Genomic DNA, 26,489 nt, shown 5'->3' with positions numbered 1-26,489 from the left:
ACAAAGCCTGCATAACGCAGGCCTTGTCATGATCTTTCCGGCAAATTCAATCAATCAGAATCTATAGGTCACGCCAGTAGAAAGGATACCGGTCCAGGATTTATCCACCATCGGGCTGTCGGTAATTTCATCCGACAGGCGGGTGTAGCGCGCAGTACCATATACGCTCCAGTTACCGGCGAAATTATAGTTAGCGCTAAGTTCAAGATACGGGTTCCAGCTATCGTTCGGGTTATAGCCGCGCAGGCCGCTACGCGAAGATTCTTTACGTGATACGCCGTAATAGTAATCGTTCTGGTTCTCGCTATTCCATTCAACCCCGATACCTGGCGTTAAGGTCAGCCCGCCATTGGTATACCGATACAGCCAGGCCAGATCCCAGACAATACCGTTACTGTTATCCAACGTATCCCCTGCCAGTGAGGTACGCAGGAATCCATACTGGGTGTGATGCGCGTAAGAAACGCCCGCCATCATAGTACTTTTACGCCTGTCCAGACGACGCAACTGATGGTCATCGCTGTCGCCCGGTTTGAAGTACATCGGGGACCAGTATGCCATGATTGACAACTTATCGGCATTGTCATTCCACAAGTAGTACCCGCCGCCCAGACCACGGAACCAGAAGTTTTCGCTTTCATAAGCGATGACCGGTATCGGATAAACATCGCTATCGTAATCTTTATAAGGGTGTTCAACCACACCAACGCCTGCGCCCAACGTCAGGTTGCTTTCAGCGTGCGCGACGCTGGCGGATGTTGCAATAAACACGCCAAGAGCCAGAAGTTTAAGTTTGGTCACAATCCATAATTCCTTATTCAAATGTTCTGCGGCAAAAGTGTAACCGCCAATACCTGTAAGCCCAACTATTTTACACAATGTAACCGTTTAATATCACCACCACCGATTATTTTCAGATGATCGGCTGATGATCGTTATGTGACCGGGAACGCTTTTTCTGATATCCACCAGCCTTTTCTACCTGATGAGTTATTGATATGTCATCGAAATCCACTGACGCGTACAGGCAAGTTTTGCAAATGCCATCTACGCTTAATGTTAAGAAGGTGTATCACCGGACACGTTAATCTTCTGACCAATAAAATGGCATGAGAGTTGCTTTTTTTCCTTAGCAGAGACGGCGTTCAGTCTACTTCTTCCGGGAGCCTCTACTATTCATATGAACGGCTCTTAACATGTGCGAAAAAACGAAAGGATGGCATATCATGAATATATTCGATCACTATCGCCAGCGTTACGAAGCTGCCAAGGACGAAGAGTTCACACTGCAGGATTTTCTTACCATTTGTCGGCAAGATCGCAGTGCTTATGCCAACGCGGCAGAGCGGCTATTAATGGCTATCGGCGAGCCTAATATGGTCGACACTGCCCAGGAACCCCGACTTTCCCGACTCTTCTCCAACCGGGTTATTGCTCGCTATCCTGCGTTTGAAGAGTTTTACGGCATGGAAGACGCGATTGAACAGATTGTCTCTTATCTGAAACATGCGGCGCAAGGGCTGGAAGAGAAGAAGCAAATTCTCTATTTGCTGGGACCTGTGGGGGGTGGCAAATCATCGCTCGCTGAACGGCTGAAATCGCTAATGCAGCGCGTGCCAATTTATGTTTTAAGCGCCAACGGCGAGCGTAGTCCGGTCAACGATCATCCGTTATGCCTGTTTAATCCGCAGGAAGACGCGCAGATTCTGGAAAAAGAGTACGGTATTCCGCGCCGCTATCTCGGTACGATTATGTCCCCGTGGGCGGCCAAACGCCTGCATGAGTTTGGCGGCGATATTACTAAATTCCGCGTGGTGAAAGTCTGGCCCTCCATTCTGGAGCAGATTGCCATCGCCAAAACGGAACCCGGCGATGAAAACAACCAGGATATTTCGGCGCTGGTCGGCAAGGTGGATATTCGTAAACTCGAACATCACGCCCAGAACGATCCGGATGCGTATGGTTACTCTGGCGCGCTATGCCGCGCTAACCAGGGGATCATGGAGTTCGTCGAGATGTTTAAAGCGCCTATTAAGGTGCTGCACCCCTTGCTGACCGCAACTCAGGAAGGTAACTACAATGGTACGGAAGGTATTTCCGCCCTGCCCTTTAATGGCATCATACTTGCCCACTCAAACGAATCTGAATGGGTGACTTTCCGTAACAATAAAAATAACGAAGCGTTCCTCGACCGTGTCTATATTGTGAAGGTGCCTTATTGCCTGCGAATCTCCGAAGAGATCAAAATCTACGAGAAACTACTTAATCATAGCGAGCTGGCTCATGCGCCCTGCGCGCCGGGCACATTGGAAACGCTTTCGCGCTTCTCGATTCTTTCCCGCCTGAAAGAGCCGGAAAATTCCAGTATTTACTCGAAAATGCGCGTTTATGACGGTGAAAGCCTGAAAGATACCGACCCCAAAGCTAAATCGTACCAGGAGTATCGCGACTATGCGGGTGTGGACGAAGGGATGAACGGTCTCTCCACCCGATTCGCCTTTAAGATCCTCTCCCGCGTATTCAACTTCGACCATGCGGAAGTGGCGGCAAACCCGGTACATCTGTTCTACGTTCTGGAACAACAAATCGAGCGTGAGCAGTTCCCGCAGGAGCAGGCTGAACGTTATCTGGAGTTCCTGAAAGGCTACCTGATCCCGAAATACGCCGAATTTATCGGCAAGGAGATCCAGACGGCCTATCTCGAATCTTATTCTGAGTACGGGCAAAACATTTTTGATCGTTACGTGACTTATGCGGATTTCTGGATTCAGGATCAGGAGTATCGCGACCCGGATACCGGTCAACTGTTCGATCGCGAGTCGCTGAACGCCGAACTGGAGAAAATTGAGAAGCCGGCGGGTATCAGTAACCCGAAAGATTTCCGTAACGAGATCGTCAACTTTGTCCTGCGCGCCAGAGCCAACAATAGCGGCCGTAATCCAAACTGGACCAGTTACGAGAAGCTGCGCACGGTGATTGAGAAAAAAATGTTCTCTAATACTGAAGAGCTGTTGCCGGTCATTTCTTTTAACGCCAAGACATCGACTGACGAGCAGAAAAAGCATGACGACTTTGTCGATCGGATGATGGAGAAAGGGTATACCCGTAAGCAGGTTCGTTTGCTGTGCGAGTGGTACCTGCGCGTGCGTAAATCGTCGTGATGTTAATGCCCGGTGGCGCTTGCGCTTACCGGGCCTACAAAGTAATGTTCTGTAGACTGGCTAAGCGTTAGCGCTATTCGGCACTGACAGAACAGGCGCTCAGTTGGCAGTACGGGGGGCATATGACCTGGTTCATAGACCGACGTCTTAACGGCAAAAATAAAAGCACGGTGAATCGCCAGCGCTTTTTGCGTCGTTATAAAGCACAAATTAAGCAGTCAATTTCCGAAGCGATTAATAAACGCTCAGTGACCGATGTCGACAGCGGAGAGTCCGTCTCTATTCCAACCGATGATATTAGCGAACCGATGTTTCATCAGGGGCGCGGCGGTCTGCGCCATCGCGTCCATCCGGGTAACGATCACTTTATCCAGAATGATCGCATTGAGCGTCCGCAAGGCGGTGGCGGCGGCGGTTCCGGCAGCGGTCAAGGTCAGGCCAGCCAGGACGGCGAAGGCCAGGATGAGTTTGTTTTTCAGATTTCAAAAGATGAGTATCTGGATCTGCTCTTTGAAGATTTAGCGCTGCCTAATCTGAAGAAAAACCAGCATCGCCAGCTTAACGAGTATAAAACTCACCGCGCCGGTTTCACCTCAAACGGCGTACCGGCCAATATCAGCGTGGTACGTTCGCTACAAAACTCTCTGGCGCGCCGTACAGCAATGACGGCAGGAAAACGCCGCGAACTGCACGCGCTGGAAACGGAACTGGAGACCATCAGCAAAAGCGAACCAGCGCAACTGCTTGAAGAGGAGCGGTTACGTCGGGAGATTGCCGAGCTACGGGCTAAAATCGAGCGAGTGCCGTTTATCGACACCTTTGATTTACGCTATAAAAATTATGAAAAACGGCCTGAGCCCTCCAGCCAGGCGGTGATGTTCTGTCTGATGGACGTCTCGGGTTCGATGGACCAGGCAACCAAAGATATGGCCAAGCGTTTTTACATTCTGCTTTATCTGTTTTTGAGCCGAACGTATAAGAACGTAGAAGTGGTTTATATCCGCCACCATACCCAGGCGAAGGAAGTGGACGAACATGAGTTCTTTTATTCGCAAGAGACCGGGGGGACGATTGTCTCCAGCGCGCTTAAACTCATGGATGAAGTGGTTAAAGAGCGCTACGACCCGGGGCAATGGAACATCTATGCGGCGCAAGCGTCAGACGGTGATAACTGGGCCGACGATTCACCGCTGTGTCATGAGATTCTGGCGAAAAAGCTGCTGCCGGTAGTGCGCTATTACAGCTATATTGAGATTACCCGCCGCGCCCACCAGACCTTATGGCGCGAGTATGAACATCTGCAGGCGACGTTCGATAACTTCGCCATGCAGCATATTCGCGATCAGGAGGATATTTATCCGGTATTCCGCGAATTGTTTCAGAAACAGAGCGCCAATCAAAGTGCATAAATAAACCCGCCCGTTCATATGTCGGGCGGATTTTAATAAACCTGGTGTTCGGTTTTTATGACTGAAGCAATTACCCGCGAATAGTCTGAATGAAGGTATTCCGGCATATCGGGTAATTTAACCCATTAATAGAATTCCATCATGTTAATAACACCAAGGCCAAGACCAAGGCCCCAAATGTCCTGGTTGCCCCACTCCAGGAGGAACAATGTGACAGGCAGGGACTTTATCAAAAACATGATCCAAAACATGTGAAAAAGGATCATCCGCCATCGCCGACGACGTAAAACCTGCTGCCAGTAATGCAAAAAATAAAATCACAGCCATCTCTTTAAATCGTTTCATAGCGCCTCCGAACGGAAGTACATTATTATCCTTACCACTTCACACTCCTTTCATCATCATAATAAAGGTTATTTTCTTTTTGTCACAAATAGATCAGTATTATTGATTAAAAATTTAGTTTTTATCACAATAGTCACACATGAAAATATAAACACAGCGTATTAATTGGTTTATTAAACCGAGAATGATTTTTATTCCATAACATCAACACGTTTTATTTTTAAACAGTCTATTAGAGGAATTCTCATCGCTATGGTAAACTAACGCATCCGACTTTCAGGGCTGTAGTTCATCATGAATTTGCATCATAAAGCGCTCAGGCACTTTATCTCGGCAAGCGTCATCGTTTTGACATCGTCCTTCCTGATTTACGAACTTATTGCCAGCGACAGGGCAATGAATGCCTATATGCGTTATATCATGGAGAGAGCCGATTCGTCGTTTTTGTACGATAAGTACCAGAATCAAAGCATCGCCGCACATTTGATGCGAACTTTTGAAGCGCCGGGAGACCCCGTCACCGCAGAAAAACGCCGCGCGTTTTGCGACGCCTTTGAGGCTATTAACGGTACGCACGGCGTCAACCTGACCCGGCATAATTATCCGGCGCTACATGGCACCCTGCAAACCGCCGCTACACAGTGTACCGATAATCTTGATGACGCCCTTTTACTGCCTGCGTTTGATCAGGCGGTAAGCATCAACCGTTCGCAGGACGACCACAGTCACGGGCTGGGCACACTGGAGCTTAAATTCCGTTATTACGTTGATTTAAATAAACATTATGTCTATTTCTATGATTTAATCAACTCACGGCGCTTCGCCATGCATCGTTGGACTTTTTTACAAAAAGGCACAATGGGTATTAACAGAAAAGATATAGATAAACTTTTTACCGGCCGTACGGTTATTTCAAGTATTTACATGGATGATATTACCCAGGAAAACGTCATGAGCTTTTTAACGCCAGTCTATCTGGCGGGAGCGTTAAAAGGTATCGTGATGGTGGATGTTAACCAGGATAATTTAAAAAATATTTTTTATACCCAGGACCGTCCGCTGGTTTGGCGCTATCTTAACGTAACACTAAAGGATATGGACTCCGGAAAAGAAATTATTATTAATCAAAGCAAAAATAATCTGTTTCAATATGTGAATTATAGCCATGATATCCCTGGTGGGCTGCGCGTTTCGTTGTCCCTTGATTTAACCTATTTCCTTGTCTCGTCCTGGAAAGCGCTCGCCTTTTACTTACTGGCAACGGCGCTCCTGCTTAATATGGTACGGATGCACTTTCGGCTTTATCGCAACGTCACACGCGAAAATATTAGCGATGCCATGACCGGGCTTTACAACCGTAAAATATTAACACCGGTGCTGGAGCAGCGATTGCAACGCCTGGTCAATACCGGGACGCCGGTGACATTTGTCGCTATTGATTGCGATAGGTTAAAACTGATCAACGATACCCAGGGGCATCAGGAAGGCGACCGAATTATTACCCTGTTGGCGAAAGCGATTAAAACATCGATTCGTAAAAGCGATTACGCCATTCGCCTCGGCGGCGATGAGTTCTGTATTATTCTTGTTGATTACGCGGCGGATTTGGCTATCCATCTGCCGGAGCGTATTATTCGTAACCTGCAAATTATCGCACCGGATAAGACAGTCCATTTTTCTGCCGGGATTTATAATATGCAGCCCAATGATACGATTAATGATGCCTACCAGGCTTCCGATGCGCAGCTCTATCTGAACAAACAACAAAAACAACATCGTTCATCATAGTGCTTCGCAGTAAATGTTCATATTGCACCAGGAGTGAGAAATGGCCGAAATGACTGAAGTCGCGAAGGGTGTCGCTACACACCAACGTTTAGTGGCTTTATTAACCCAGGAGAACGCGCGCTATCGTGTGGTGAACCATGAAGCGGTAGGAAAATGCGAAGCGGTATCTGAAATACGCGGTACTGCGCTGGGCCAGGGCGCAAAAGCGCTGGTCTGTAAAGTCAAAGGCAACGGCGTCAACCAGCACGTTCTTGCTATTCTGGCGGCCGATCAGCAAGCCGACCTCTCTCAGCTTGCTTCACATCTGGGCGGCTTACGCGCTTCCCTTGCCAGCCCGGCGGAAGTCGATATGCTGACCGGCTGCGTTTTTGGCGCAATCCCGCCTTTCAGTTTTCACCCCAATCTGAAACTGGTCGCCGATCCGCTCCTGTTTGAGCGTTTCGATGAAATTGCCTTTAATGCCGGCCTGCTGGAAAAATCAGTCATTATGAATACACAGGACTATCTACGCATCGCCCGACCAGAACTGGCAGTCTTCCGCCGCTTTCAGTCATCGCCAACGGCTTAGAGCCTATCCCACCAGGCGTTATTGGCGCAGCCAGTTTGGACACGGACAGCGCGCAAAAACCGGAGCGTACACGTAGTACGTGAGGTTTGACTCGCTACGCTCGCCCTTCGGACCGCCGCAAGCGGCGTTCAAAACGCTAACGCGTTTTGGCGAGCACTGCCCAGGTCCAAAATGGCAAGTAAAATAGCCCTAATGGGATAGGCTCTTAGTCCCCTCCCTCTTCAAGGAGCAATATAGACACAACGATAATGATAAAAATGGCGAAAAACGACGCCGTAATCATCAGCGCTTCAAGAAACGGTGGATCGTACATAATTGTATCCTCAGGAAGACAACAATGACGGTTCACCTGTTAGCAATACGCGGCGTTGATGGCAATTTAATGACAACGCCGTTTTTCACGTAGAGATTGTCTTTCAGGCAGTTGCCTGAAATTCGCATCAATCGTTAAAAAGGCCTGTGCGCTTTGCCGTTTGGGCGTAAAGTAGTCAGGCTTACTTTTTGGCAAGGAAACCATAATGTTTGATGTCACTCTGCTGATCCTGCTCGGACTGGCAGCTCTGGGATTTATCAGCCACAACACCACTGTCGCCGTCTCAATTCTGGTGCTGATTATTGTCCGCGTAACCCCGTTGAATACCTTTTTTCCCTGGATTGAAAAACAGGGACTCACCGTCGGGATTATCATTCTGACCATCGGCGTGATGGCCCCCATCGCCAGCGGAACCCTACCGCCCTCCACATTGATCCACTCTTTTGTGAACTGGAAATCGCTGGTCGCGATTGCCGTCGGCGTTTTCGTCTCCTGGCTGGGCGGTCGCGGCATTACGCTGATGGGAAACCAACCGCAGCTCGTCGCCGGGCTGCTGGTCGGTACGGTACTTGGCGTCGCGCTGTTTCGCGGCGTGCCGGTCGGCCCACTGATTGCGGCGGGGCTGGTCTCTTTAATTGTGGGGAAGCAGTAACTCGCCCGTCAGATACTGGCCTGGCGTCTGCCCCAGGCCTTTTTTAAACATGGTAATGAATGCCGTGGTGGAATCATAACCCAGCATTTGCGCCGTCTGCTGTACATTACGTCCCGCGATCAGCGCTTGTAGCGCCAGGATTAATTGCAACTGATGACGCCAGCGACGAAAGCTTAGTCCCGTCTCTTTGACGACCAGCCGGGCAAGGTTACGCTCGCTCATCGCGAATACGCTGGCCCACTGCCCTAACGTATTCCATCGCGCGGGCTCCTGCGCCATTGTCTCCACCATTTGGCGAATTTTCGGATGCCCCGATACCGGTAATTGCAATTGTTCCTGCGGCTGCTGCGGCAGTTCATCAAACAACACCTGAATAAGGCGCTGCGTTGGCATTTGCGCTCTTTCGGAATCGGTTCTGCGCGCCAGCGACAAAATCAACTCCCGGCATAACGGCGAAATTTTCAGCGTGCAGCAACGCTCCGGCATGACGACCGCTGCAGGTTCAATAAATAAAAAGCACAGTTCCGCCCCTGCGGTCACATGATTACTGTGCGGCAGCGAGCCGGGGAGCCAGACGGCATACTGGGGCGGAACCATCCACATCGCATTTTCCACCTCGCAGGTAATCGCGCCGTGCAGAGCGAGAATCAACTGTCCCTTGCGATGCTGATGGCGAGGGCTAAACAGTTCATCATCCCTGGCGCGAATACAAAAGGCCACAGCGGCATCGTGGTGAAGGTCGGGATCGTAACCGTCCAGTCTCAGGCCAATCATTATATTGTCCGATTTTAGCGATAAATTGTCATTTTAGCTTGATTCATCCAAACAGTAAAAACTGTTAAGGTATCGCCTCGCCTGACGAGATGAGAAAACGATGACGACAGCCCTTTCACCACGCGGCAAACACGGCGCTTTACTGATTGCCGGTATTTTGATGATAGCCACTACGCTGCGTGTAACATTTACCGGCGCTGCGCCGTTGCTGGAGACAATCCGTTCGGATTACGGTCTTTCCACCGCCCAGACGGGCCTGCTAACAACCTTGCCGCTTCTGGCGTTTGCGCTGGTTTCGCCGCTGGCGGCCGGTATTGCCCGCCGGTTTGGGATGGAACGCAGTCTGTTTGCCGCAATGCTGCTGATTTGCGCGGGTATTGCCCTCCGCTCCCTGCCCTCCGCTGCATTGTTGTTTGCCGGAACTGCCATTATTGGGTGCGGGATAGCGCTGGGTAATGTGCTGCTACCAGGATTGATTAAGCGCGATTTTTCACAACATGTCGCCAGGCTGACGGGCGCGTATTCATTGACGATGGGCGCCGCCGCCGCGTTGGGGTCCGCGCTAGTGGTTCCGCTGGCGTTGCACGGTTTTGGCTGGCGCGGCGCGCTGTTAATGCTAATGCTGTTTCCGCTGTTGGCGTTTCTTATCTGGTTGCCGCAATGGCGCACTACCCGCTCAGCTAACCTGAGTAGCTCCCGGGCATTACATGAACGCGGTATCTGGCGTTCGCCATTAGCCTGGCAAGTTACGTTGTTTTTGGGACTTAACTCACTGATTTATTATGTGATCATCGGCTGGTTACCAACAATACTTATCAGCCACGGTTACAGCGAAGCACAGGCAGGATCGCTACATGGCCTGCTGCAACTGGCGACCGCGGCGCCTGGGTTAGCCATTCCGCTTATTTTGCCTCGCTTTAACGATCAACGCTGGATTGCCGCGCTGGTCTCACTATTGTGCGCGGTGGGCGCGGCGGGACTTTGGTTTGTGCCGGGCCAGGCGGTCATCTGGACGCTACTGTTCGGCTTCGGTTCAGGCGCGACGATGATCCTCGGCCTGACGTTTATCGGCCTGCGCGCCAGTTCGGCGCATCAGGCGGCGGCGCTTTCCGGCATGGCGCAGTCGGTCGGGTATTTACTGGCGGCATGTGGGCCCCCCGTCATGGGAAAACTTCATGATGCCAGCGGTAGCTGGTATCTGCCGCTATCAGGCGTGACGGTTCTGGCTATCATCATGGCGATTTTTGGCCTCTACGCCGGACGCGATCGAGAGATAGCGTCATAAATAAACCTGATACCCACTTCTGAATGCCTGATGGCGCTTCGTTTATCAGGCCTGATCCATTAAAATCATTACCGCTATCCGACAAAAGTACCGTAAGCGACACCATCACAGGAGGGAAAAATGCGAATCCAGTGTAAGCGCGTCTATTTCCCGGCGGAAAAAGACGATGGTTATCGGGTATTGGTTGACAGGCTATGGCCGCGCGGCATTAAAAAATCGGCGCTGGTCTATGATGAATGGAATAAGGGCATTACGCCCTCAACCGAATTGCGCAAAGCCTTTCATAGCGAACTGATTGATTTTAACCACTTCGCGCAGCAATACCGGGCAGAACTTGCGCAACAGCATCAAGAAGGCAAACGGCTGGCGGATATTGCCCGACACCAACCGCTAACGTTGCTATACGCCGCTAAAGATACTCGCCAGAACCATGCCATTGTGCTGGCAGAGTGGCTAAGAGAGCTGTGATTGTCGTGCCGCCGCCTGGCCTGGTTGTCTGTCCGGGGACAACGGCATCAAATGTTCTGCCCGCACCCAGGCAAAACCGTGCTGACCATCGGCGGAGGCTACGTCGCCCGTAACCAGCCACAGCGCCCGAGGCGCTTCTTTCGGCAGTAAGGTGACGTGTCCATTTACTGGATTAATGAATTCATCTCCGGGTTGGCACAGGCAAAATAGCTCAACCGATTTACCAATATTCTGCCGTCCGGCGGGTGTTTTAGCGCCAATAACTATTGCCAACGCGCCCGGCTTTAACTGAAACATATTTTCTTGCGCCGCATGAAACTCATTATCAGATTGTTCTTAATCATATCCCGTCGGACCGCAGGTTGTCACTTTTTCGTATCAGGGTGCTCTCTGCGCCATAATGTCCACTCATCAATGATTTCGCCATTGGGCAATTTGCAATCGGAACGCACGCCTTGTGGGGTCTGCACCGGCATCAGCGTACCGCCCTGTTGCTCACAGTAGACGGCTGCCGGATTAGGCATCCCAATGCGCGGCGACCTGGGGGCGTTGGGTTGCGACGATGAACAAGCGCTCAGCAGCAATACGCCTGGCAACGCAATCCACGTAAATTTCATAACGACTCCTTAAAGCGATATTTTGTCCAGGATAACCTGGCGGGTACGCTATTTCCATACTTTCTGTCAGCGCTTTAGCGGGTGTTTATCCCGGGTTAAGTCAGTAATAGCCACGCCCTGTCACAAAGTAACCGACCTTTTGTCGCTGAGAAAACCCTGCTATTCTGGCGCCCCCTGAACAGTGAAGGTAATAGCATGAGAGTGGGTATCCTCTTCCCTGTCGTCATTTTTATTACGGCAATATTATTTTTGGCATGGTTTTTTATTGGCGGTTACGCCGCGCCGGGAGCATAACCATGAGGAAAACAACGATGGTGTTGATGGGCATCGCGCTAATTGCGGTGGCGGGTACCGAACTGGGCTGGTGGTAAATTCATTTTGAATAATAAAGGCTACCTGTCGTAGCCTTTATTATCTCTGAAAGTTCTGCGTTTAGCTTTTGATTTTTCTGTAGATTAACAGCACGACAATCGCGCCGATCACCGCGACTGCAAAGCTGCCGAAGTTGAAACCATCCACTTTGCCAAAGCCAAAGAACGTACTGATCCATCCTCCGACTACCGCACCAACGATCCCCAGAATGATCGTCATAAAGAATCCGCCGCCATCTTTACCTGGCATGATCCACTTAGCCAAAATACCCGCAATAAGTCCAAAAATAATCCATGAAAGAATGCCCATTTTTTCCTCACTTATGTCTTAACGTTAGCGGTTTATTTGCCGTTAAAAAGAATAGCACATCGTCAGGAAAGTGAAGTTTGTGATGTCCATCACCTTTTAGCGTCGTGGATAAAAGCGCATAAATATCAGGGTTGCAATCATTAATGATAACGATTATCTTTATCAACACCGAGTAGTTGAGTTTATAACCCACCTGTTCGGTACGACATTGCTCACATTGCTTCCAGTATTATTTGCCCGCCTCACCGAGTGCGGGCTTTTTTTGCTAACCGCTATCTATCCCATGTCGAATTCATGGTCTTTTTCAGCCGCGCTATTTTGCGTGATACAGGGTCATCTCCAGCGCCGTACATTCATCTTGCTTGTCCTGCTGCATAAACCCCATGGTCACCATAAACAAACCGATCATAAATGGCACTTCATAAAGCTCTTCAATCAAATCTGTGTAACGCGCGTTATGCAGGAATATCGGCGACAACCACCGATGATGCTCGACAGTGTCGGAAATCAGATATGAACATGCCGTCACGGCAAACAGCCACAATGGCAGAGAAACGTCCCGCAGACGACGAACAATCTCCTTACGTAGCCCGGCAGAAAACAGGACTGGCAAGACTAACGCAGCAATTAATAGCACTGAAATCATTCTGAACAATATACGCGGCTCGTCAGGGAAATAGTCACGCCCCCAACTGGTGCTTCTACCCAGCAGTACCAGCCACCAGACAACAGCCCATAGCCAAAACTGCTTTGCCCCTTCGGGACGGGAAAGTGGCCGTATATACCAGGCGGTAAATAGCGTCCCAAACAGTAACCATAACGCTTGTCCGTTTTCAATCCATCGGACCACCACGCCGTTAAGCAAAGGCAATTGCCAGTCCGCTGTAAACGGGATGACCACAGCGGCAAGCGCAAGAGTAAGTGCTGACGAAGTTAATCGGGTATCGAGTTTCATGATCATAAGACTCTTCTGGTTTTTAATACCCAATCATAAGTTTTATGAATACGCTCTCATTAGCAAACAATGCGATATTCTTAATGTTTTCTTAATGTTTCTTTTCAACCCATGTCTGATGTAAATAAACAGCGCTTTTCAATACGCAAAAACCGCATCACGCTGGCGACGCGCGATGCGGCTTCTGATTTAAAAAATCACTTTATATCAAATAGATACTACAAGATCCTTACCAACCGCAAACGTCGTGTTCGTTTTCGGTATCGTAGGAACGCACGGTATTGACCAAATCCTTCACAACTTCTGCTGCAACTTCAGGTACCAGCAACGTCATCGGTGCTTCCGTTTCATAGTCCACAGAGACGCCGTTGCTATTATTCGTGACCGTGACGGTATAAGTAGCTTTTCCCATTATTATTCTCTCCCGGCATGAATGACTTTTCGTGAGGTCGCCCCTTCCATCAGTACTTCCGGCGCGACAAAAAAGTCGATGTTAAAATAGGTATCATCCGTCATGACCTCAATATTGTGCCACTTTTCCGGAGGAAACACGCCAAACTCGCCGGCATTGATCACCATGATCTCTTCCGGCTCAGAGCAATGTTCATCAGCGTATCCGAGATATTTGACCGCCCCCTGCATCACCGAGAGGCGAGGATAAACGCCGGGTCGCGTTCCCTTATCAAGGTGGCGTTCGAAAATTCCGGCAGGCGCCGTCTCTTTGTTCCAGAAGGGCGTGGAACGTGTATGGATATGATTTTGTGGAATTTGCCGCATTTGCTTCCCTCTTCCCGCAGGTTACTCAGCGATAATCTCATCGCTGTCGTAAAAAGGTTACGCTCCAAAAACAGCATTTTAAATACCATTTATTGGTTACTATTTTGCTGTTTTCCACGCAATAAAACCGAAAGGAGAGCAATGACCCGCCGTTGACGACGGGTCCAGGTGGTTAAGACTGGAGCGTTGCCAGCCGGGCGGCAAATCCGACGAAAAGAAGGCCAATCAAAGAATTGCCCACTTTTGCCAGTTTCTTTTTGGTACCAATATAGTGGGTTACAAAAGCGCCAGAAAGAATTAAAAAGCTCAGATAGCAAAAACTGACGATTTCAAGGGTGGTAGCCAAAATAAAAAATGACACCCCAGTATGCGGCGCAGTAACATCAATAAATTGCACAAAAAAGGAAACATAAAAAAGTATGGCTTTAGGATTCGTCAGGCTAAGAATTAAAGCACGCTTAAAAATAGCGCCAAAAGGAACTACCGTTTCCGTCGCCGCACGCCCTTTTGAGGTCAGCGTGGCGTAAAGGATTTTTGCGCCAAGGTAGAGCAGATAAAACGCGCCGAGATAGCGAACAATGTTAAACAGAACCGGCGTTGTTTTGATCAGCGTCGCCACGCCCGCATACGCCAGAAACATTAATATCGCATCGCCGATAAACACGCCGCATGCGGCAAGATATCCTCCTTTAACCCCGCGTCCCACGCTGTTTTTAAGCACAAAAAGCGTATTCGGCCCCGGCACCAGAACGATAAAAATCGCCCCGACCAGGTACGTCCAATAATTCAGAACACCATACTCCGCGAACACATTAACCTCTTCCTGAAAACATTTACGCTTAGCTGCGAAACAGTATGCTAACGAATGCACCGGAAGATGGGAAGCGAAACCACGTCTCTCCAGCCGCTATTCCGCCACGCTTATATCCACATCACCCAAAAACGTTCTTGTATCGCGCCCCCCGCAGGCAATCACCAGGTATTGGCCCACGTTTCCTCATGGGGAATTAACGCGCGCGTCGCACCAAAGACAGAGATGCCAACACATCACTGATATCGCTCTCATTCAGATTCGGCGCATTAAACTTCGCTCTCAGCCACACCATATCCTCGTGGCTGAAAGCGCCGACCATCAGGCGCTGGCTGATAATGATCAACATTTGATTATCAAGTTGTCGAATACGTTGCCGGGTGACCGACAAGGTTTGTATCGGAAAGGAGGGTTCTGGGCCGGTTCGCCACTGCGCTAAATAGCGGTACTGTATCGCTTTACTGGCATCCATTAGCGAACGAATAAAAGGGGTTATCGAATGCGGGTCCAGACCGTTATTTTTCGCTTCTTCTTCAGCCTCGGCAAAAACATTTTGTTCACGCGTGAAATCCTCTATCGGCAGATGGTGCTTCATTTTATAAGCAGCCACATCTTTCATTAATAACATGCGTTCATTGAGCGCGGTTAAGAGCGCGCCAAGCGATACCGACGTTACCGAATCGGCAAAAGTGGTGCTGCACATCAATAAAGAACAAAGAAAAATGGCGATATGACGAATCATTAATCAACCTCCTTTTACGGAGGCCTGACAGTAATTTACCTTTATTAAGATAACATTAAGTAATTATTACGGATTGGTATTAATGCTTATTCGTTTAAACTGGAGTGATAAAAAGAACAGGCCGTTGATTCTGCGGAATCTTCACCTTCATTTAAAGTGTATAAAATATACAACAAATCACACAAATGTGATGCACATCACGTTTTTATGATTTTTTATTACGGTTTTATGATATAGGTCTAATTTTAATAGGTCACTAATTTCTCTCCCCCGCTCAGGGAGATCGGCTTCAATTTACATCGAATATGGTGAAATATGACTACCATTACACTAGTCAACGAACAAAATAGTACTGGCAATCCTTTTTCTGCACATATGTTATGTGAACAGCGAGCTATTCAGGAAATTACTTACGAACTATTGCAATCGCAGCAGCATGTCTCAAATAAGGATATCATCGCCAAACTTATTGAAAAACTGGAAACAGAAAAAGACGTAGTGCAGCTTGATATTTACCGTAATGCCTTAGAAGCCGTTTTGTTTCAGACACCTGACGACATCTAATATATACCCAAAATAATTCGAGTTGCTTAAAGGCGGCAAGGGAGCCAGTCCCCAGGAGCATAGATAACGATGTGACTGGGGTGAACGACAAATCTGCCGGGAGTAGATTTGAACGTCGCGTGCGACGGCCCGTCAGGGCGAGGCCCATGGATGGGCCGAGTAATCCGTAGCCAACACATAAGCAACTTGAAGTATGAAGGGTATAAACAAGGGAGGGGGTTACTCCTCCCCTGTTCGTTAATAATGCAGATGCCTCAACGTGCGGTGCCTGATTTTTCGTAGCCGTTTGCATGGATTTGCGGTGCAACATGCTGCATGCTTTCTGGCATCTCATGCTGCCGGTATACGGCTGGCAGTAATGTTAAACCTGAACCATTTTTCACATGAAGACTAAATTTACCCGATTCTTTTAAAGCCTGAATAAGATTTTCCTGCGCGGGAGTTAATGTCTCATCATGCCACAGAACAATATGCTCGAAAGACGTTGATAAAAGATCGGGCATCGGCGCCTGCCAGGGGATGACTTCAACTCGCATACCTTCACTACAATATTTAATCGTTTCCAGCCATAGCTCAATGGGGTCGTTCAGCGAAAACGCAGCAATAAGCATTGTGCCTGCTGGCGCCTTTCGTACGCTACTGAGCTGGAATGTGGCGTACTCAATAATCGCAGTATCCAGTAATGCCTTTTCAAATCGGCGTGCATCATCATCGCCTGCGGACAACCACAGCCGTAAAGGACGCAGTATTGACTCAATTACGATACACGGCGGAATTTCCCGACCATAACGCCAGAGTAATTTTCGCAATTTGGCGGGTTCGAATTTTCTACACTGCGCTAAAATCTCTTCCTGGTAGAATAACCATCCCGAGCGGCAATGCGTTTCTTCACCATAGAGGGCAGGTTTAATCTCTTTTAATGAAAAGCCTTTGCTTAACGCGTCGATAATATGCTGTATTCTGATAGCATCTTCTATGCAATAAAAACGATTGCCAGCTTCATCTTTGGTAGGTTGAAGCAGGCCATAGCGTTCCCAGGACCTGATATTTGCTGTTGTGACACCACACTGCGCCGCCATTGCGCTAATACTAAAAGTAGCCATGCCTGTCTGGCCTCATGATGATGTAAGAAAGCATAGTGAACCTAAACGCCATCAGAAGCAAATCATTATTAAGCAATGACCTTACTATTTACACGGGAAATTACATTATCAACATTATTTATTGTAAGCCAGTGCATAAAGGCTTTAGAGACGGACAGTATTTGATAATCCAGAACTGTTCTACAACCTAATTTAGTCAGAACATGGTAGCGTACTGAGTAAATAGTTTTTAAATGTACATTTAGCTCACAGCTTATTTGTCGGATATCCATTCCTTTAACAAGCATCGCCAAAACATTTCTTTCATTCGCCGTTAATCTGACTTTCTCTGACCTGGGAAAAAATTGACCAGCAGCGGCCAAAATCAGTAACTCACGCCACTCAGCAATAGAGGCATCGACCTTTATTCGATATATAGCATGATGTTCATCAATAAAGTTATATTCATTATGGGTAACAATTCCAATGAGTACCGTTTTAAATGTGGAAGTAATATACTGCTGTACGGTGTAGTAATCGTCGATATCAAAAATAATATAATTTACGTTGCCAGCTATTATTGCGACGTCCTTAAATAAGGACTCCAGACCATAATTAAGAAACAGGTTTTCGCTCAATAGTCTTGTATCTGTCTTTAAAACAGATGATGCGGAACCAGTCATATCCACCTCAACAAAACGAGAGCCATGTGGGAATATCCATTCGATGGCCCGCATAAGATCATCTGCTTACTTCAGCGATGAGAACCTATTAAGTAGTAGTTGAGGAACGCCGTTTGCGCAACCTGACAGACGTCCTGGGGCATCTTATGTGAACTGCGTGGGGATGTGCGCTTTCGCAAAATCCACAAAGCGTACGACCGCAGGCAGCAAAATATGCCAGTCCTGTTGCTCCAGACCTAAATATTCACGCTGCGCCGCACGCAACGTGGCAGCATAATCTTCTGGCAACTGAGGTAACAGCCAGTCAGCCGCCGCATCCTTAGAGGTAAATCTCCCGGTAGAAAGGGTATACCAGATACGCGCCAGGGTTAAAACGATATGATACTCATCTCCCTGCACATCTGCCGTGGATTGCCAAAGGTCGAGGGGGTAACGCAAGGCCTTCAGCAACTGCGCCGCAGGGGCTGGCGTGAACAGCCGTTCCGCGCGTTCGCCCTTTAGCGGTATACTGGTTTCCAGAATTTGGGTTATCAGTAACACAATGTCCCAGTCCTGCTGCGCTGGTTCATAAATCCCCTGACAAATGTCCTCTCTTAGCCACTCGCCAAATTGCATTTCCCTGGAAGGTGGAAAACACCAGGGAACCAGCTGCGAATAAAGCACGACAGTGACCTCCAGAGCGCGTTTTTCTGCCGACGCCCCCGGCGGCGATGAAAGCGCCAGCAATTCCTGCATCAGCGTTGCGCGTTGGGCCTCCGTCAGCGGCTGGCATATTGTCACCAGTAGATCAATGTCGCTGTTTGGCTTCAGACCGCCCGCGACAGCGGAACCATATAAATGAATAGCACGCAACGTATCGCCTGTGACACGAGTAATCAGGCGACATGCCGCTTCCGTTTGGCATTGAATCGAGGGCGGTATGGACAGCGTCATCATCGCTCCGGGGGCGCAGGTATTTTTTATATTGGTTGCCAGAAATATGGCATAACGGCAGAAAAAAAGCTCACTATTCATAGCGAGCTTTTAACATTGCAATCAGACTTAATGATGTAGCATTTCGTCAACGACCTCATTCGCCTTTAACTGATAAGGATAATAGGTAGGCCAGTTTTCCATCTCTTGCAACAATGCCTGTTGCGAGGTATTTCCCATAAAGATATGGAAGTGCGCCGATTTGCGCGGGGCAATGATATGATCGCTAAACTGAACATATTTAGGCGCTTTGCTATTCGCATCTTTACATTCGAACAGATAGCGCACCCCTTTTTTACCCGATGCGTAAGTCAGAATTTTATAGCCGGCATAATTGTATTTACAGGATGCAACGTTATTGTCGCGATGGAATTCTATAACGCCATTTTCAATGCCGATAGTCTCAACATTCGTCGCGTATCCTTTGCGATAATACGCTTTAATATCCTCAAACGTTTTCTCCGGGTCTTTCTTCGCCTTTTGCCTGAAGACAGGGTCCAGCTCGCCGCTGACCAGATAAGGATAGACGGATTGCCACATACCATCCCAGTCGGTGAGCGCGCGATCGCGTACATTAGCGTCATCAAACACGCCCGCTGCCGCTTTTTGCTCAACCTCCGTCATCGGCGCGCCATGAGCATGATGACCATGCGCGAAGGCAGGACTATTTACCAACAGCATTCCCAGAAGCATTGTCAGTTTTTTTAAATGAATCACCAAAACGTTACCCTCATCTTTCTTAGAAAGATGATTGTTATATTATAACATTGCATTTATTTCAACAGAAACTCAGCGGCCACCGCGCAGGTGGCCTTTTTTGATATCAACTGGTCCGCCATCGAGGAATTGAACCCCGAACCTTAGAGGTAGAAGCTCTATGCTCTATCCGGTTGAGCTAATGGCGGAAGAAAAATTACGCGGCCATTTTAAGGCAGGCGTCTGCGCATTGGCTGCATGCCCGCGCGCAATTCTGGCAATGGTCGTGATCGTGCCTTGCACACTCTTCGGCGCAGGCTTTGCAGATATCCGCGCACAGGCGGCATAATTTTTGTGAGTACTCGCTTTCCAATGCCATAAATTGCGCCGCCAGGCGACAAATGGCCGCACATTGCATATCTAACTGGATGCAGTGCTTCATCATTTCGACGTTATCTTCACGCAGACAAGAAGAGGCGCAGATATCACACGCCGCCGCGCATTCATAACACTGCTCAATACACTCACGATGTTCTTGTTGCATAAATGACTCCTTATTTTATTAAGAGGAGTAGATAAGTCTGCACAGAAACGCCGGGATAGCCAAACGGCTACCCCTCTTTTTCATACTTTTTGAACAAAAGTGCTGAATAAAACAGCAATAGTAAAGCCGGAAATCGGCCTCCGTGATGTGACGTCTATACTGTAATGTTCATCTGCTTTTCATCGGAGGTAAAATGGAGTATTTAGCACGACTAAATATCGTTGCGATGCTGATGTCAACGACGTTCTGGATCAATCTGGCGGTCGTTTTTTTCGTCACCCTCATTACTTACTGGCTCATCAACTGGCTACTTAATGTGGTCTATAAAGCGCTACAACGCCCGGATAAAAAGAATGATGCTCATGGGCGGCTGCGGCCTATTGTTTTCGAGATGCTGAAAAAGACCAGTAAGATGCTAATCTTTTTTGCCGCATTTCTCTTTAGCCTGCGCTTTGTCGCCCTGCCCGACCGGTTATTCTCTACCCTCTCTCACGCCTGGTTTTTAGTGGTTGCGATTCAAATGGCGATTTGGCTTGATCAGGGCGTACAGTCATGGATGCGTCATTTACTGTATGCCCCAGGCTCCAATAAAAACCCGGTGACGTTAGTCATTCTTGGTATGATTTTGCGCGTGCTCGTCTGGTCTATGATGTTGCTCTCCATCCTGGCGAACGTCGGCGTGGATATTACCGCACTGGTAGCCAGCCTCGGCGTGGGCGGTATTGCTATTGCCCTGGCGGTACAAACCGTTCTGAGCGATGTCTTCGCTTCGCTGTCGATTGGTTTCGATAAGCCCTTCGAGATCGGCGATTTCGTCGTCTTTAATGATGTAGCCGGTACGATTGAACATATCGGTTTGAAAACCACTCGCATCCGTAGCCTCAGCGGCGAACAGATCGTTTGTGCGAACGCGCAGTTGTTGCAGCAAACCATACACAACTATAAGCGGATGCAAACGCGTCGTATCGTGTTTACTTTTGGCGTCGCCACTGCGACACCGCCGGAAAAGTTACGCCTCATCGGCGATATGGTGAAAAAGATTATTACCGATGTCGGCGAAACACAATTCGACCGCGCCCATCTACTGGCCTTTGGTCAGGATCGGCTGACCTATGAGGTGGTGCATATCGTCAATACCGCGGATTACAATAAATACATGGATATTCAGCAAGAGATAAATATCCGTATTATTGAAAAACTCATTGAGAATGATATCGAACTGGCGCTGCCTAGTCTGGTCGTCAGAGCCCCTGTACAGGTTGAAGAGACCAGGGACTACAGTAATACCGCTGAAGCAAAAAACGCAGATAAACGCGTCATGCAGTAAAATCTCTGCCGACAATACCGGGAACCCATGGGTTCCCGGTGCGTTAACGGCGACACGGCAATGCGGGGAAACGACTTGCGGCTATTCCACCTGTAAATGGCGGGTACAGACTTGATCAAGTAGCGCAGACTGATGACTAATCACCAACATCCCTAATGAACGGCTGCGGCACACCTCAAGCACGTATCCCCATATCGCTTTTTGAATAGACGGATCGAGTTGCGCCGTCATTTCGTCGGCAATCAGAAAACGCGTTCGTGGGTCAAGCGCGCGCAGTATCGCAATACGCGCCAACTCCCCGCCTGAGAGCTGCATTGGCCGACGCGTCAGCCACTCGGGCTGCACATGCAAACGCCTCATCGTTTCCGGATCAGGCTGCCAGGCATCACGCACAGCGTCTCCGGCGCTTCGCCAGGGATTAAACGTCAGTTCAGGATGCTGGGGAACAAGCTGTACCGGACAATACTGATGCAGGGGGAACGGGCTGCCGTCCAGCAGAACGTCGCCCGCCGTCGGCTTTTGCCATCCGGCCAGGACGCGCCCCAACGTTGTTTTCCCCGTTCCGCTTGGCGCATGAATTCCTACCCGTTCACCGGCAGAAATCGTAAACGTCAGGTTCTGCCATAAGACTTTCCCGCCCTGACGAATAACGAGGTCGCGGCAGCTCAACATTCTATTCCCTCTCCGGTCGGCATAAATAACGGGTTTAGTTCAGGCAATGCCTGCCATTGCCGTTTTAACGGCTCACTCATCTCTTCCGGCTGTAACTGCTCGCAGCGGATATTGTCCGTGATATAACCCTGATGCAGCGCCACAATGCGATCGGCATACCGCGCCGCCAGCAGCAGGTCATGAGTCACCCACAGCACGCCGCATCCCCGCTCGCAGAGACCTCGCAAGTGCTCAAGCAACTGGTTTGCCAGTGCCGTATCAAGCCAGGCGGTGATCTCATCCGCGAGAATATAACGTGCCTGGCTAAGCGAGGCGTGGCACGCCAGAATTCGTTTAGCCATCCCACCGGAGAGCTGGCGGGGAAAGCGTTCCAGGACTGTCGGTTCAAGATCGCTTTGCTGTAATAGCTGTACCATTTGCGTCTCATCCCAGGCGCGTCCGGTCAGATGACATGCTCTGTTCAAATGTTTTCTGATATTCAGCATGGGATTAAGCGCCTGTACCCCCTGCGGCACGTAGCTAAACGTATTGCCCCTAAGCTGCCTGATGGTATGTCTGTCCAGCCGGTTGCCATCAAGCGTAATCTCCCCCCGAAAGCGTAAGTTTTCCGGCAGCAGATCGAGCAGGCATTGCAGCAGCAGACTTTTTCCCTCCCCGCTGCTGCCAACCAATGCCACCATTTCGCCGGGCGCGATATCAAAAGAGACATTCTGTAATAACGGCGACCAGCGTCTCGCGCCATACCAGCGATAACGCGCGCTTTCCAGCGTAACCTGTTGTAAACTCAGCATACGTCACTCCTTAACCACAGCCGCTGAATGGCGTGCGCAAACTGATCGAAGAGCATCACCAGCGTGAATAACATTAGGCCGGGAAACAGCACCAGCCACCAGTTTCCATGGCTAATAAACCGTAATGCATCCGCCAGCAACAGCCCCAGCGAAGGCTCATGCGGCGCCAGCCCAAACCCCAGAAAACTTAACGCCGCGCTGTGCAATACCGCATGAGGAAACATCAATAACGTTCCCGTCAACCATTGCGGCAATAGCGCCGGAAAATAGTGATATCGCCAGCAGTAAAGGTGTCCATGCCCCAGACGATAGGTCAATGTCAGGTAGTCACTCTGCGCTACCCGCTCCGCGTCGGCGCGCAGAATCAGCGCCAGACGGGGCCAGTGCGTTAACGCCACGGCCGCAATGACGCCGCTTTTACCGCCGCCGAGCGTAAAACAGATAAGGATCAGCAAAAGTAAATGCGGCATGGCAAGCATAGCATCGGTTATCAGCCGCATCAGGAGGTCCAGCCTGGGATGAATACGCGCCACTGCCGCCATCACTAGCGCGATAACGCCGCTGCACAGCGCGGCGCCAACGCCAATTTGTAAACTGGTGAAGGCCCCCTGAAAGCAACGAAGCCATACATCGCGCCCCAGATTATCGGTGCCAAACCAGTGCTGGATATCAGGCGACAGATGCCGAGCAAGCAGATTAACCTCTGGCGGCTGGCTCAACGTGGCATAACCGTATCCGGCAATAAACAGCAGACAGGTAATGGAGAGGATCAGACGAAACAACGTCGGGGCAGGATTATAGAGCATCGGGACGCTCCAGCGATCGATTAAGCACCACCACAAGCCAGGCTGAAATCGTATTTCCGGCAAACACTAATAGCGTACAGAATAAAACGATCCCCATGAGTAGCGGGACATCGCCACGCAGGCCGGCATCGATAGTGGCCTGTCCCAGCCCCGGATACGCAAAGACTTTTTCTGCCAGTAACGCTCCCCCCATCAGTTCTCCCAGAGAAGCAAACTGTAAACAGAGTGCTGGGGTAATCGCATGACGTAACACCTGGTGACGTAACAGCGACCATCCTTTATCCCCCTGAGCGCGCGCAAAACGAATAAATTCGCTCTTCATTACGCTGGCTATTTTTTCTCGCGTATGCAGCGTAATTTGCCCCATGCCCAACAGACTTAACGCACATACCGGCAATACAAGATGGCGTAAGCGTTCCGATAAAAGAGCTGTTCCTGCATTATTTCCGGGGTCCCAGGCGCAACAAACAGGTAATACCGGCCAGCGGACGGCAAACAGCGCCAGCAACAGCATTGCTATCCAGAAAGTGGGCAACGATGACAATAAGTAGCTGATACGGCAAATCATCTTATCCGGCCAGCGGTAGAGAAAACGTCCGGCCAGAAAACCCAATGTCACGCCCAACACACCAGACAATAGCCAGGCGCCTGCCAGCAGCGCGAATGACGTCGCAAAACGTTCCCGGATCACGCTGGCGACAGGCATGTTGAACAGCATGGAATACCCCATGTCACCCTGGAGCAGACGCCAAAACCAGTGACCGAAACGCTCCCACAGCGGCTGGTCAAGCCCCCAGCGCGCCGCAATCCGCGCATATTGTTCTGGCGGAACATGGAGCAGATCGTTGCCAATATAAGCACGGATAGGATCAACGGGCGAAAAGCTAAGCAAAATGAAGGTGCCGGCAGCCACCAGCACCAACAGAATAATCAGCCGCAAAAAATGACTGAAGAACAATTTCATCACCGACAGGTCCAGGTCCAGTCATCAAGATTGTTTAACACCGACCAGCTACCGTGGATTTCTGGCGCGCCTTTTCCCAGATCAATACAGGGGTTGGCCAGATAGGTATGCTGAATATTAAGCAGCCATGCCCATGCCGCATCGCCCTGGACGCCCGCGCCCTGCTTCCCATCCCACTCAACCTGCTGCCAGAAAGGGATCGCCTTTTGCCAGTCAGGCGCATCTATAGCCTGTTTCAGATGTGCTTCTACCGCAGGGTTGCTGTAATAGCCCGGGTTATAATATTCCACACCAGCGGCTTTCCCGCTGTAGTGATGGAAGAGTTCCATCGGGTCCAGACTTCCCCAGCCAAACAGCGTAGGGTTAGCGTGCATATGGCGCTCTACGGTTTCCCAGCTTCCCGATTGCAACGAGACGACAATGCCTAAAGGCTGCAACATGGCGCGCACCGCCTCGGCCAGATCCCGCCGGGTGCTGTCGCCACTGGCATACCATAAGGTCAGACGCGCTTCTTTACCTGCTTTTTCACGCACGCCCGCACTGTTTATCTTCCAGCCAGCCTCTTCCAGGATGGCGCGCGCTTTTGCAATATCGCCATCGCTGAATACCACTGAAGGATTTTGCCACGGCAATCCCTGCACCGCGCTATAGGCGGGTATCGCATGGCCTTCCATCACCTGTTCCGCCAGTTGTTTACGATTAATGGCATAGTTAATTGCGCGTCTGATAGCGACATCAGCAGTCACATCGTTGCCGACAGGATAACCGTTAGCATCCTTTTTACCGGCAGGCACCATCGGGAAGACAATGCCCCGGTTTTCAACGCTATCGCGTACCCAGAGTTTAAGATTATCCTGCTGCGGGGTCACCGCCATAGAAGGGGCAATGCGCACCAGACCTAACTGTCCGCTGCGCGCGGCGGCATAAGCATTATCTTCATCCAGAAAGACAAAAACCAGCCGGTTAAAGTCATTCTTTTTACCCGCATACCAGGGATTAGCTTCAACGATCAGTTGCTGACCCGGCTGAAAGCTGACCAGTCGGTATGGACCGGCGCCTATCGGTTCGCGGGCGAACGTTTTTTCATCATAACGGCTGGCCGGAACAATCCCTAACGACCCGAGTACATTCACAAAGGTGCTCTGCGGATGGCTCAGCGTCATCTCAATTCGGCGCGCATCCAGCGCTCGCGCATGGCTAAAATTGCCCATGTCAATTTTACCGCCGCTCTTCGCCGCTTTATTGTATGTAAAAACGACATCTTCGGCAGTTAATGGCGAGCCATCGGAGAATTTCAGCCCGGGCTTTAAGGTTAGCGTCCAGATTTTACCGTCGGGGCTGGTATCCACTTTTTCCGTCAGTAAATTACCCCAACTCATGTCGGCGTTTTGCTTAAGCAACGGCGCATGAAGCAATAAGTAGCTGCCGTGGCTCCAGCCCAGCATAGGATCAAAGCCTTCCGTTGGCTCAGGGCCAATGGCCAGCTTCAGGGTACGACCGTCTGCCGTGTCCGACGCGGCGAAAAGCGACGAAGTGAATACCAGAGTCAGCGCGCACGTCACGAGCGCCAGTTTGCCTTTAATCATCAATTTGTCCCAGATTATGCGTTGTTTTTGTTTCTCCCGGCGCAGCATAAACGTCGGGAGACCTCCTGAGGACGGCATTATGGCGAGCATTTGTAATGAAAAAATTGACGCAGAACAGAAAGTATGACGATCTTTTAAAAACATCATACGCACAAACGTCGGGAGCGCCAACGTGGGCTAAAGGCCGCTTTTGACGGGGATAAAACGCAAGGGAAATGACGCCAGGAATACCGGGTTAATTAACGCCATCTTATTCTCTTATTTCCTTTCTATTCTGTATTACGTCTTCCCATCCGACGCTGTTCATTTTCTCAACGTTATTAGTCAGTGCTGAAACGTAAGAAGGTATCGTAATTAACGCCTCCTGGCTTTAAACCTAAACCAATATTAAACGAACCGGACGTTAATGAAACTTACCAGCAGAACGCCAGTCATATGGCAACCCGATAAAATGAC

General features: G+C 49.7%; 32 protein-coding genes, 1 tRNA gene and 1 pseudogene. 11 read left to right on the top strand and 23 right to left on the bottom strand.

What is annotated here, in order from left to right:
* Positions 1–54: 54 nt before the first annotated feature.
* Positions 55–801, bottom strand: a complete 747-nt coding sequence (locus ACLD4F_RS01435; protein WP_000163762.1) for a MipA/OmpV family protein — start codon at positions 799–801, stop codon at positions 55–57.
* Positions 802–1,226: 425 nt separating this feature from the next.
* Here ACLD4F_RS01435 and yeaG point away from each other — a divergent pair, with 425 nt between their 5' ends.
* Positions 1,227–3,161, top strand: coding sequence for a protein kinase YeaG (gene yeaG / locus ACLD4F_RS01430; RefSeq protein ID WP_001518010.1), 1,935 nt, complete (start codon positions 1,227–1,229; stop codon positions 3,159–3,161).
* Positions 3,162–3,283: 122 nt separating this feature from the next.
* Positions 3,284–4,570, top strand: a complete 1,287-nt coding sequence (locus ACLD4F_RS01425; RefSeq protein WP_000219717.1) for a YeaH/YhbH family protein — start codon at positions 3,284–3,286, stop codon at positions 4,568–4,570.
* 144 nt (positions 4,571–4,714) lie between these two features.
* On the opposite strand, the gene ACLD4F_RS01420 is transcribed toward ACLD4F_RS01425, so the two are convergent.
* Positions 4,715–4,915, bottom strand: coding sequence for a hypothetical protein (locus ACLD4F_RS01420; RefSeq protein ID WP_016705258.1), 201 nt, complete (start codon positions 4,913–4,915; stop codon positions 4,715–4,717).
* A 294-nt stretch (positions 4,916–5,209) separates the two neighbouring features.
* Between ACLD4F_RS01420 and dgcJ the strand changes: the two genes are divergently transcribed.
* Both dgcJ and ACLD4F_RS01410 read left to right on the top strand, forming a co-directional pair.
* A complete protein-coding gene (gene dgcJ / locus ACLD4F_RS01415) occupies positions 5,210–6,703 on the top strand; it encodes a diguanylate cyclase DgcJ (protein WP_023193575.1) in 1,494 nt (497 codons plus the stop codon).
* A gap of 49 nt (positions 6,704–6,752) precedes the next feature.
* Entirely contained in the window at positions 6,753–7,271 is a 519-nt protein-coding gene (locus tag ACLD4F_RS01410; RefSeq protein ID WP_010989016.1) for a YbaK/prolyl-tRNA synthetase associated domain-containing protein, read from the top strand.
* Positions 7,272–7,476: 205 nt separating this feature from the next.
* On the opposite strand, the gene yoaI is transcribed toward ACLD4F_RS01410, so the two are convergent.
* The gene (gene yoaI / locus ACLD4F_RS01405) at positions 7,477–7,584 is read right to left on the bottom strand and encodes a small membrane protein YoaI (protein WP_000272234.1); all 108 of its coding nucleotides are present in this window, start codon (positions 7,582–7,584) and stop codon (positions 7,477–7,479) included.
* A gap of 205 nt (positions 7,585–7,789) precedes the next feature.
* Between yoaI and ACLD4F_RS01400 the strand changes: the two genes are divergently transcribed.
* Positions 7,790–8,236 carry a DUF441 domain-containing protein gene (locus tag ACLD4F_RS01400; RefSeq protein ID WP_000460698.1) on the top strand — a complete coding sequence of 149 codons (447 nt, stop codon included), beginning with the start codon at positions 7,790–7,792 and terminating at the stop codon, positions 8,234–8,236.
* Here ACLD4F_RS01400 and ACLD4F_RS01395 read toward each other — a convergent pair.
* A complete protein-coding gene (locus tag ACLD4F_RS01395; RefSeq protein WP_000579798.1) occupies positions 8,216–9,010 on the bottom strand; it encodes an AraC family transcriptional regulator in 795 nt (264 codons plus the stop codon). The two genes, ACLD4F_RS01400 and ACLD4F_RS01395, sit on opposite strands and share 21 nt — an antisense overlap.
* Before the next feature lie 100 nt (positions 9,011–9,110).
* On the opposite strand from ACLD4F_RS01395, the gene ACLD4F_RS01390 reads away from it, so the two are divergent.
* Complete coding sequence (locus ACLD4F_RS01390) at positions 9,111–10,295, top strand: CynX/NimT family MFS transporter (RefSeq protein WP_134944847.1); 1,185 nt, start codon at positions 9,111–9,113, stop codon at positions 10,293–10,295.
* A 120-nt stretch (positions 10,296–10,415) separates the two neighbouring features.
* On the top strand, positions 10,416–10,763 hold the full coding sequence (locus tag ACLD4F_RS01385) for a DUF488 domain-containing protein (RefSeq protein WP_175268419.1): 348 nt from the start codon (positions 10,416–10,418) through the stop codon (positions 10,761–10,763).
* On the opposite strand, the gene ACLD4F_RS01380 is transcribed toward ACLD4F_RS01385, so the two are convergent.
* Together ACLD4F_RS01380 and ACLD4F_RS01375 are read right to left on the bottom strand one after the other, a co-directional pair.
* The gene (locus tag ACLD4F_RS01380) at positions 10,749–11,060 is read right to left on the bottom strand and encodes a hypothetical protein (protein ID WP_000487126.1); all 312 of its coding nucleotides are present in this window, start codon (positions 11,058–11,060) and stop codon (positions 10,749–10,751) included. The two genes, ACLD4F_RS01385 and ACLD4F_RS01380, sit on opposite strands and share 15 nt — an antisense overlap.
* Positions 11,061–11,128: 68 nt before the next feature.
* Entirely contained in the window at positions 11,129–11,380 is a 252-nt protein-coding gene (locus tag ACLD4F_RS01375; protein WP_076935147.1) for a DUF333 domain-containing protein, read from the bottom strand.
* A 195-nt stretch (positions 11,381–11,575) separates the two neighbouring features.
* On the opposite strand from ACLD4F_RS01375, the gene ACLD4F_RS01370 reads away from it, so the two are divergent.
* Positions 11,576–11,674, top strand: coding sequence for a YoaK family small membrane protein (locus tag ACLD4F_RS01370; protein WP_001589065.1), 99 nt, complete (start codon positions 11,576–11,578; stop codon positions 11,672–11,674).
* 138 nt (positions 11,675–11,812) lie between these two features.
* On the opposite strand, the gene ACLD4F_RS01365 is transcribed toward ACLD4F_RS01370, so the two are convergent.
* The 6 genes from ACLD4F_RS01365 to ACLD4F_RS01340 all read right to left on the bottom strand — a co-directional run bounded on the left by ACLD4F_RS01365 (position 11,813) and on the right by ACLD4F_RS01340 (position 15,346).
* Complete coding sequence (locus ACLD4F_RS01365; RefSeq protein ID WP_000512149.1) at positions 11,813–12,061, bottom strand: GlsB/YeaQ/YmgE family stress response membrane protein; 249 nt, start codon at positions 12,059–12,061, stop codon at positions 11,813–11,815.
* Positions 12,062–12,374: 313 nt separating this feature from the next.
* Positions 12,375–13,016 carry a hypothetical protein gene (locus ACLD4F_RS01360; protein WP_411010715.1) on the bottom strand — a complete coding sequence of 214 codons (642 nt, stop codon included), beginning with the start codon at positions 13,014–13,016 and terminating at the stop codon, positions 12,375–12,377.
* 229 nt (positions 13,017–13,245) lie between these two features.
* The gene (locus ACLD4F_RS01355; protein WP_000513733.1) at positions 13,246–13,428 is read right to left on the bottom strand and encodes a DUF1869 domain-containing protein; all 183 of its coding nucleotides are present in this window, start codon (positions 13,426–13,428) and stop codon (positions 13,246–13,248) included.
* A gap of 2 nt (positions 13,429–13,430) precedes the next feature.
* Complete coding sequence (gene yeaR / locus ACLD4F_RS01350; RefSeq protein WP_001248993.1) at positions 13,431–13,793, bottom strand: DUF1971 domain-containing protein YeaR; 363 nt, start codon at positions 13,791–13,793, stop codon at positions 13,431–13,433.
* Between the two features lie 172 nt (positions 13,794–13,965).
* The gene (leuE, locus tag ACLD4F_RS01345) at positions 13,966–14,604 is read right to left on the bottom strand and encodes a leucine efflux protein LeuE (RefSeq protein WP_000457190.1); all 639 of its coding nucleotides are present in this window, start codon (positions 14,602–14,604) and stop codon (positions 13,966–13,968) included.
* Positions 14,605–14,800: 196 nt separating this feature from the next.
* Positions 14,801–15,346: a chorismate mutase gene (locus ACLD4F_RS01340; protein ID WP_076726420.1), complete on the bottom strand. Its 546-nt coding sequence runs from the start codon at positions 15,344–15,346 to the stop codon at positions 14,801–14,803.
* Positions 15,347–15,428: 82 nt separating this feature from the next.
* Between ACLD4F_RS01340 and ACLD4F_RS01335 the strand changes: the two are divergent.
* A pseudogene (locus tag ACLD4F_RS01335) lies at positions 15,429–15,583 on the top strand (hypothetical protein).
* 78 nt (positions 15,584–15,661) lie between these two features.
* Entirely contained in the window at positions 15,662–15,910 is a 249-nt protein-coding gene (locus ACLD4F_RS01330) for a biofilm/acid-resistance regulator YmgB/AriR (protein WP_000208086.1), read from the top strand.
* 254 nt (positions 15,911–16,164) lie between these two features.
* Here ACLD4F_RS01330 and ACLD4F_RS01325 read toward each other — a convergent pair whose 3' ends face one another.
* From ACLD4F_RS01325 to ACLD4F_RS01300, 6 genes are all read right to left on the bottom strand, one after another.
* Entirely contained in the window at positions 16,165–17,013 is an 849-nt protein-coding gene (locus ACLD4F_RS01325; RefSeq protein ID WP_000190263.1) for a MerR family transcriptional regulator, read from the bottom strand.
* Positions 17,014–17,081: 68 nt separating this feature from the next.
* Positions 17,082–17,675: a helix-turn-helix domain-containing protein gene (locus ACLD4F_RS01320; RefSeq protein ID WP_001534706.1), complete on the bottom strand. Its 594-nt coding sequence runs from the start codon at positions 17,673–17,675 to the stop codon at positions 17,082–17,084.
* A 144-nt stretch (positions 17,676–17,819) separates the two neighbouring features.
* On the bottom strand, positions 17,820–18,608 hold the full coding sequence (gene aadA, locus ACLD4F_RS01315) for a cryptic aminoglycoside nucleotidyltransferase ANT(3'')/ANT(9) (protein ID WP_080081949.1): 789 nt from the start codon (positions 18,606–18,608) through the stop codon (positions 17,820–17,822).
* A gap of 108 nt (positions 18,609–18,716) precedes the next feature.
* On the bottom strand, positions 18,717–19,364 hold the full coding sequence (gene zinT / locus ACLD4F_RS01310; RefSeq protein WP_001537483.1) for a metal-binding protein ZinT: 648 nt from the start codon (positions 19,362–19,364) through the stop codon (positions 18,717–18,719).
* A gap of 111 nt (positions 19,365–19,475) precedes the next feature.
* Positions 19,476–19,552 (bottom strand) — tRNA-Arg (locus ACLD4F_RS01305).
* An 8-nt stretch (positions 19,553–19,560) separates the two neighbouring features.
* Positions 19,561–19,887, bottom strand: coding sequence for a four-helix bundle copper-binding protein (locus ACLD4F_RS01300; RefSeq protein ID WP_001183699.1), 327 nt, complete (start codon positions 19,885–19,887; stop codon positions 19,561–19,563).
* A 193-nt stretch (positions 19,888–20,080) separates the two neighbouring features.
* Here ACLD4F_RS01300 and ACLD4F_RS01295 point away from each other — a divergent pair, with 193 nt between their 5' ends.
* A complete protein-coding gene (locus ACLD4F_RS01295) occupies positions 20,081–21,214 on the top strand; it encodes a mechanosensitive ion channel family protein (protein ID WP_080108329.1) in 1,134 nt (377 codons plus the stop codon).
* Between the two features lie 81 nt (positions 21,215–21,295).
* On the opposite strand, the gene ACLD4F_RS01290 is transcribed toward ACLD4F_RS01295, so the two are convergent.
* The 5 genes from ACLD4F_RS01290 to ACLD4F_RS01270 are packed head-to-tail and all read right to left on the bottom strand — an operon-like array spanning position 21,296 to position 26,081.
* Entirely contained in the window at positions 21,296–21,886 is a 591-nt protein-coding gene (locus ACLD4F_RS01290) for an ATP-binding cassette domain-containing protein (protein ID WP_079965398.1), read from the bottom strand.
* Positions 21,880–22,677 carry an ATP-binding cassette domain-containing protein gene (locus tag ACLD4F_RS01285; RefSeq protein ID WP_411010642.1) on the bottom strand — a complete coding sequence of 266 codons (798 nt, stop codon included), beginning with the start codon at positions 22,675–22,677 and terminating at the stop codon, positions 21,880–21,882. Before ACLD4F_RS01285 ends, ACLD4F_RS01290 begins: the two co-directional genes overlap by 7 nt.
* Positions 22,671–23,483: an ABC transporter permease gene (locus tag ACLD4F_RS01280; protein ID WP_076726415.1), complete on the bottom strand. Its 813-nt coding sequence runs from the start codon at positions 23,481–23,483 to the stop codon at positions 22,671–22,673. The genes ACLD4F_RS01285 and ACLD4F_RS01280 overlap by 7 nt, the downstream gene beginning before the upstream one ends.
* A complete protein-coding gene (locus ACLD4F_RS01275; RefSeq protein ID WP_350367390.1) occupies positions 23,473–24,447 on the bottom strand; it encodes an ABC transporter permease in 975 nt (324 codons plus the stop codon). The genes ACLD4F_RS01280 and ACLD4F_RS01275 overlap by 11 nt, the downstream gene beginning before the upstream one ends.
* Entirely contained in the window at positions 24,447–26,081 is a 1,635-nt protein-coding gene (locus tag ACLD4F_RS01270; protein WP_023233867.1) for an ABC transporter substrate-binding protein, read from the bottom strand. Before ACLD4F_RS01270 ends, ACLD4F_RS01275 begins: the two co-directional genes overlap by 1 nt.
* Positions 26,082–26,489: the final 408 nt, after the last annotated feature.

Source organism: Salmonella sp. 741265050_HSA (genome assembly GCF_046569445.1).
Classification (GTDB): domain Bacteria; phylum Pseudomonadota; class Gammaproteobacteria; order Enterobacterales; family Enterobacteriaceae; genus Salmonella; species Salmonella enterica.
Note: the sequence above shows the minus strand (reverse complement) of the source record. Positions and strands in the feature narration are given on the sequence as shown.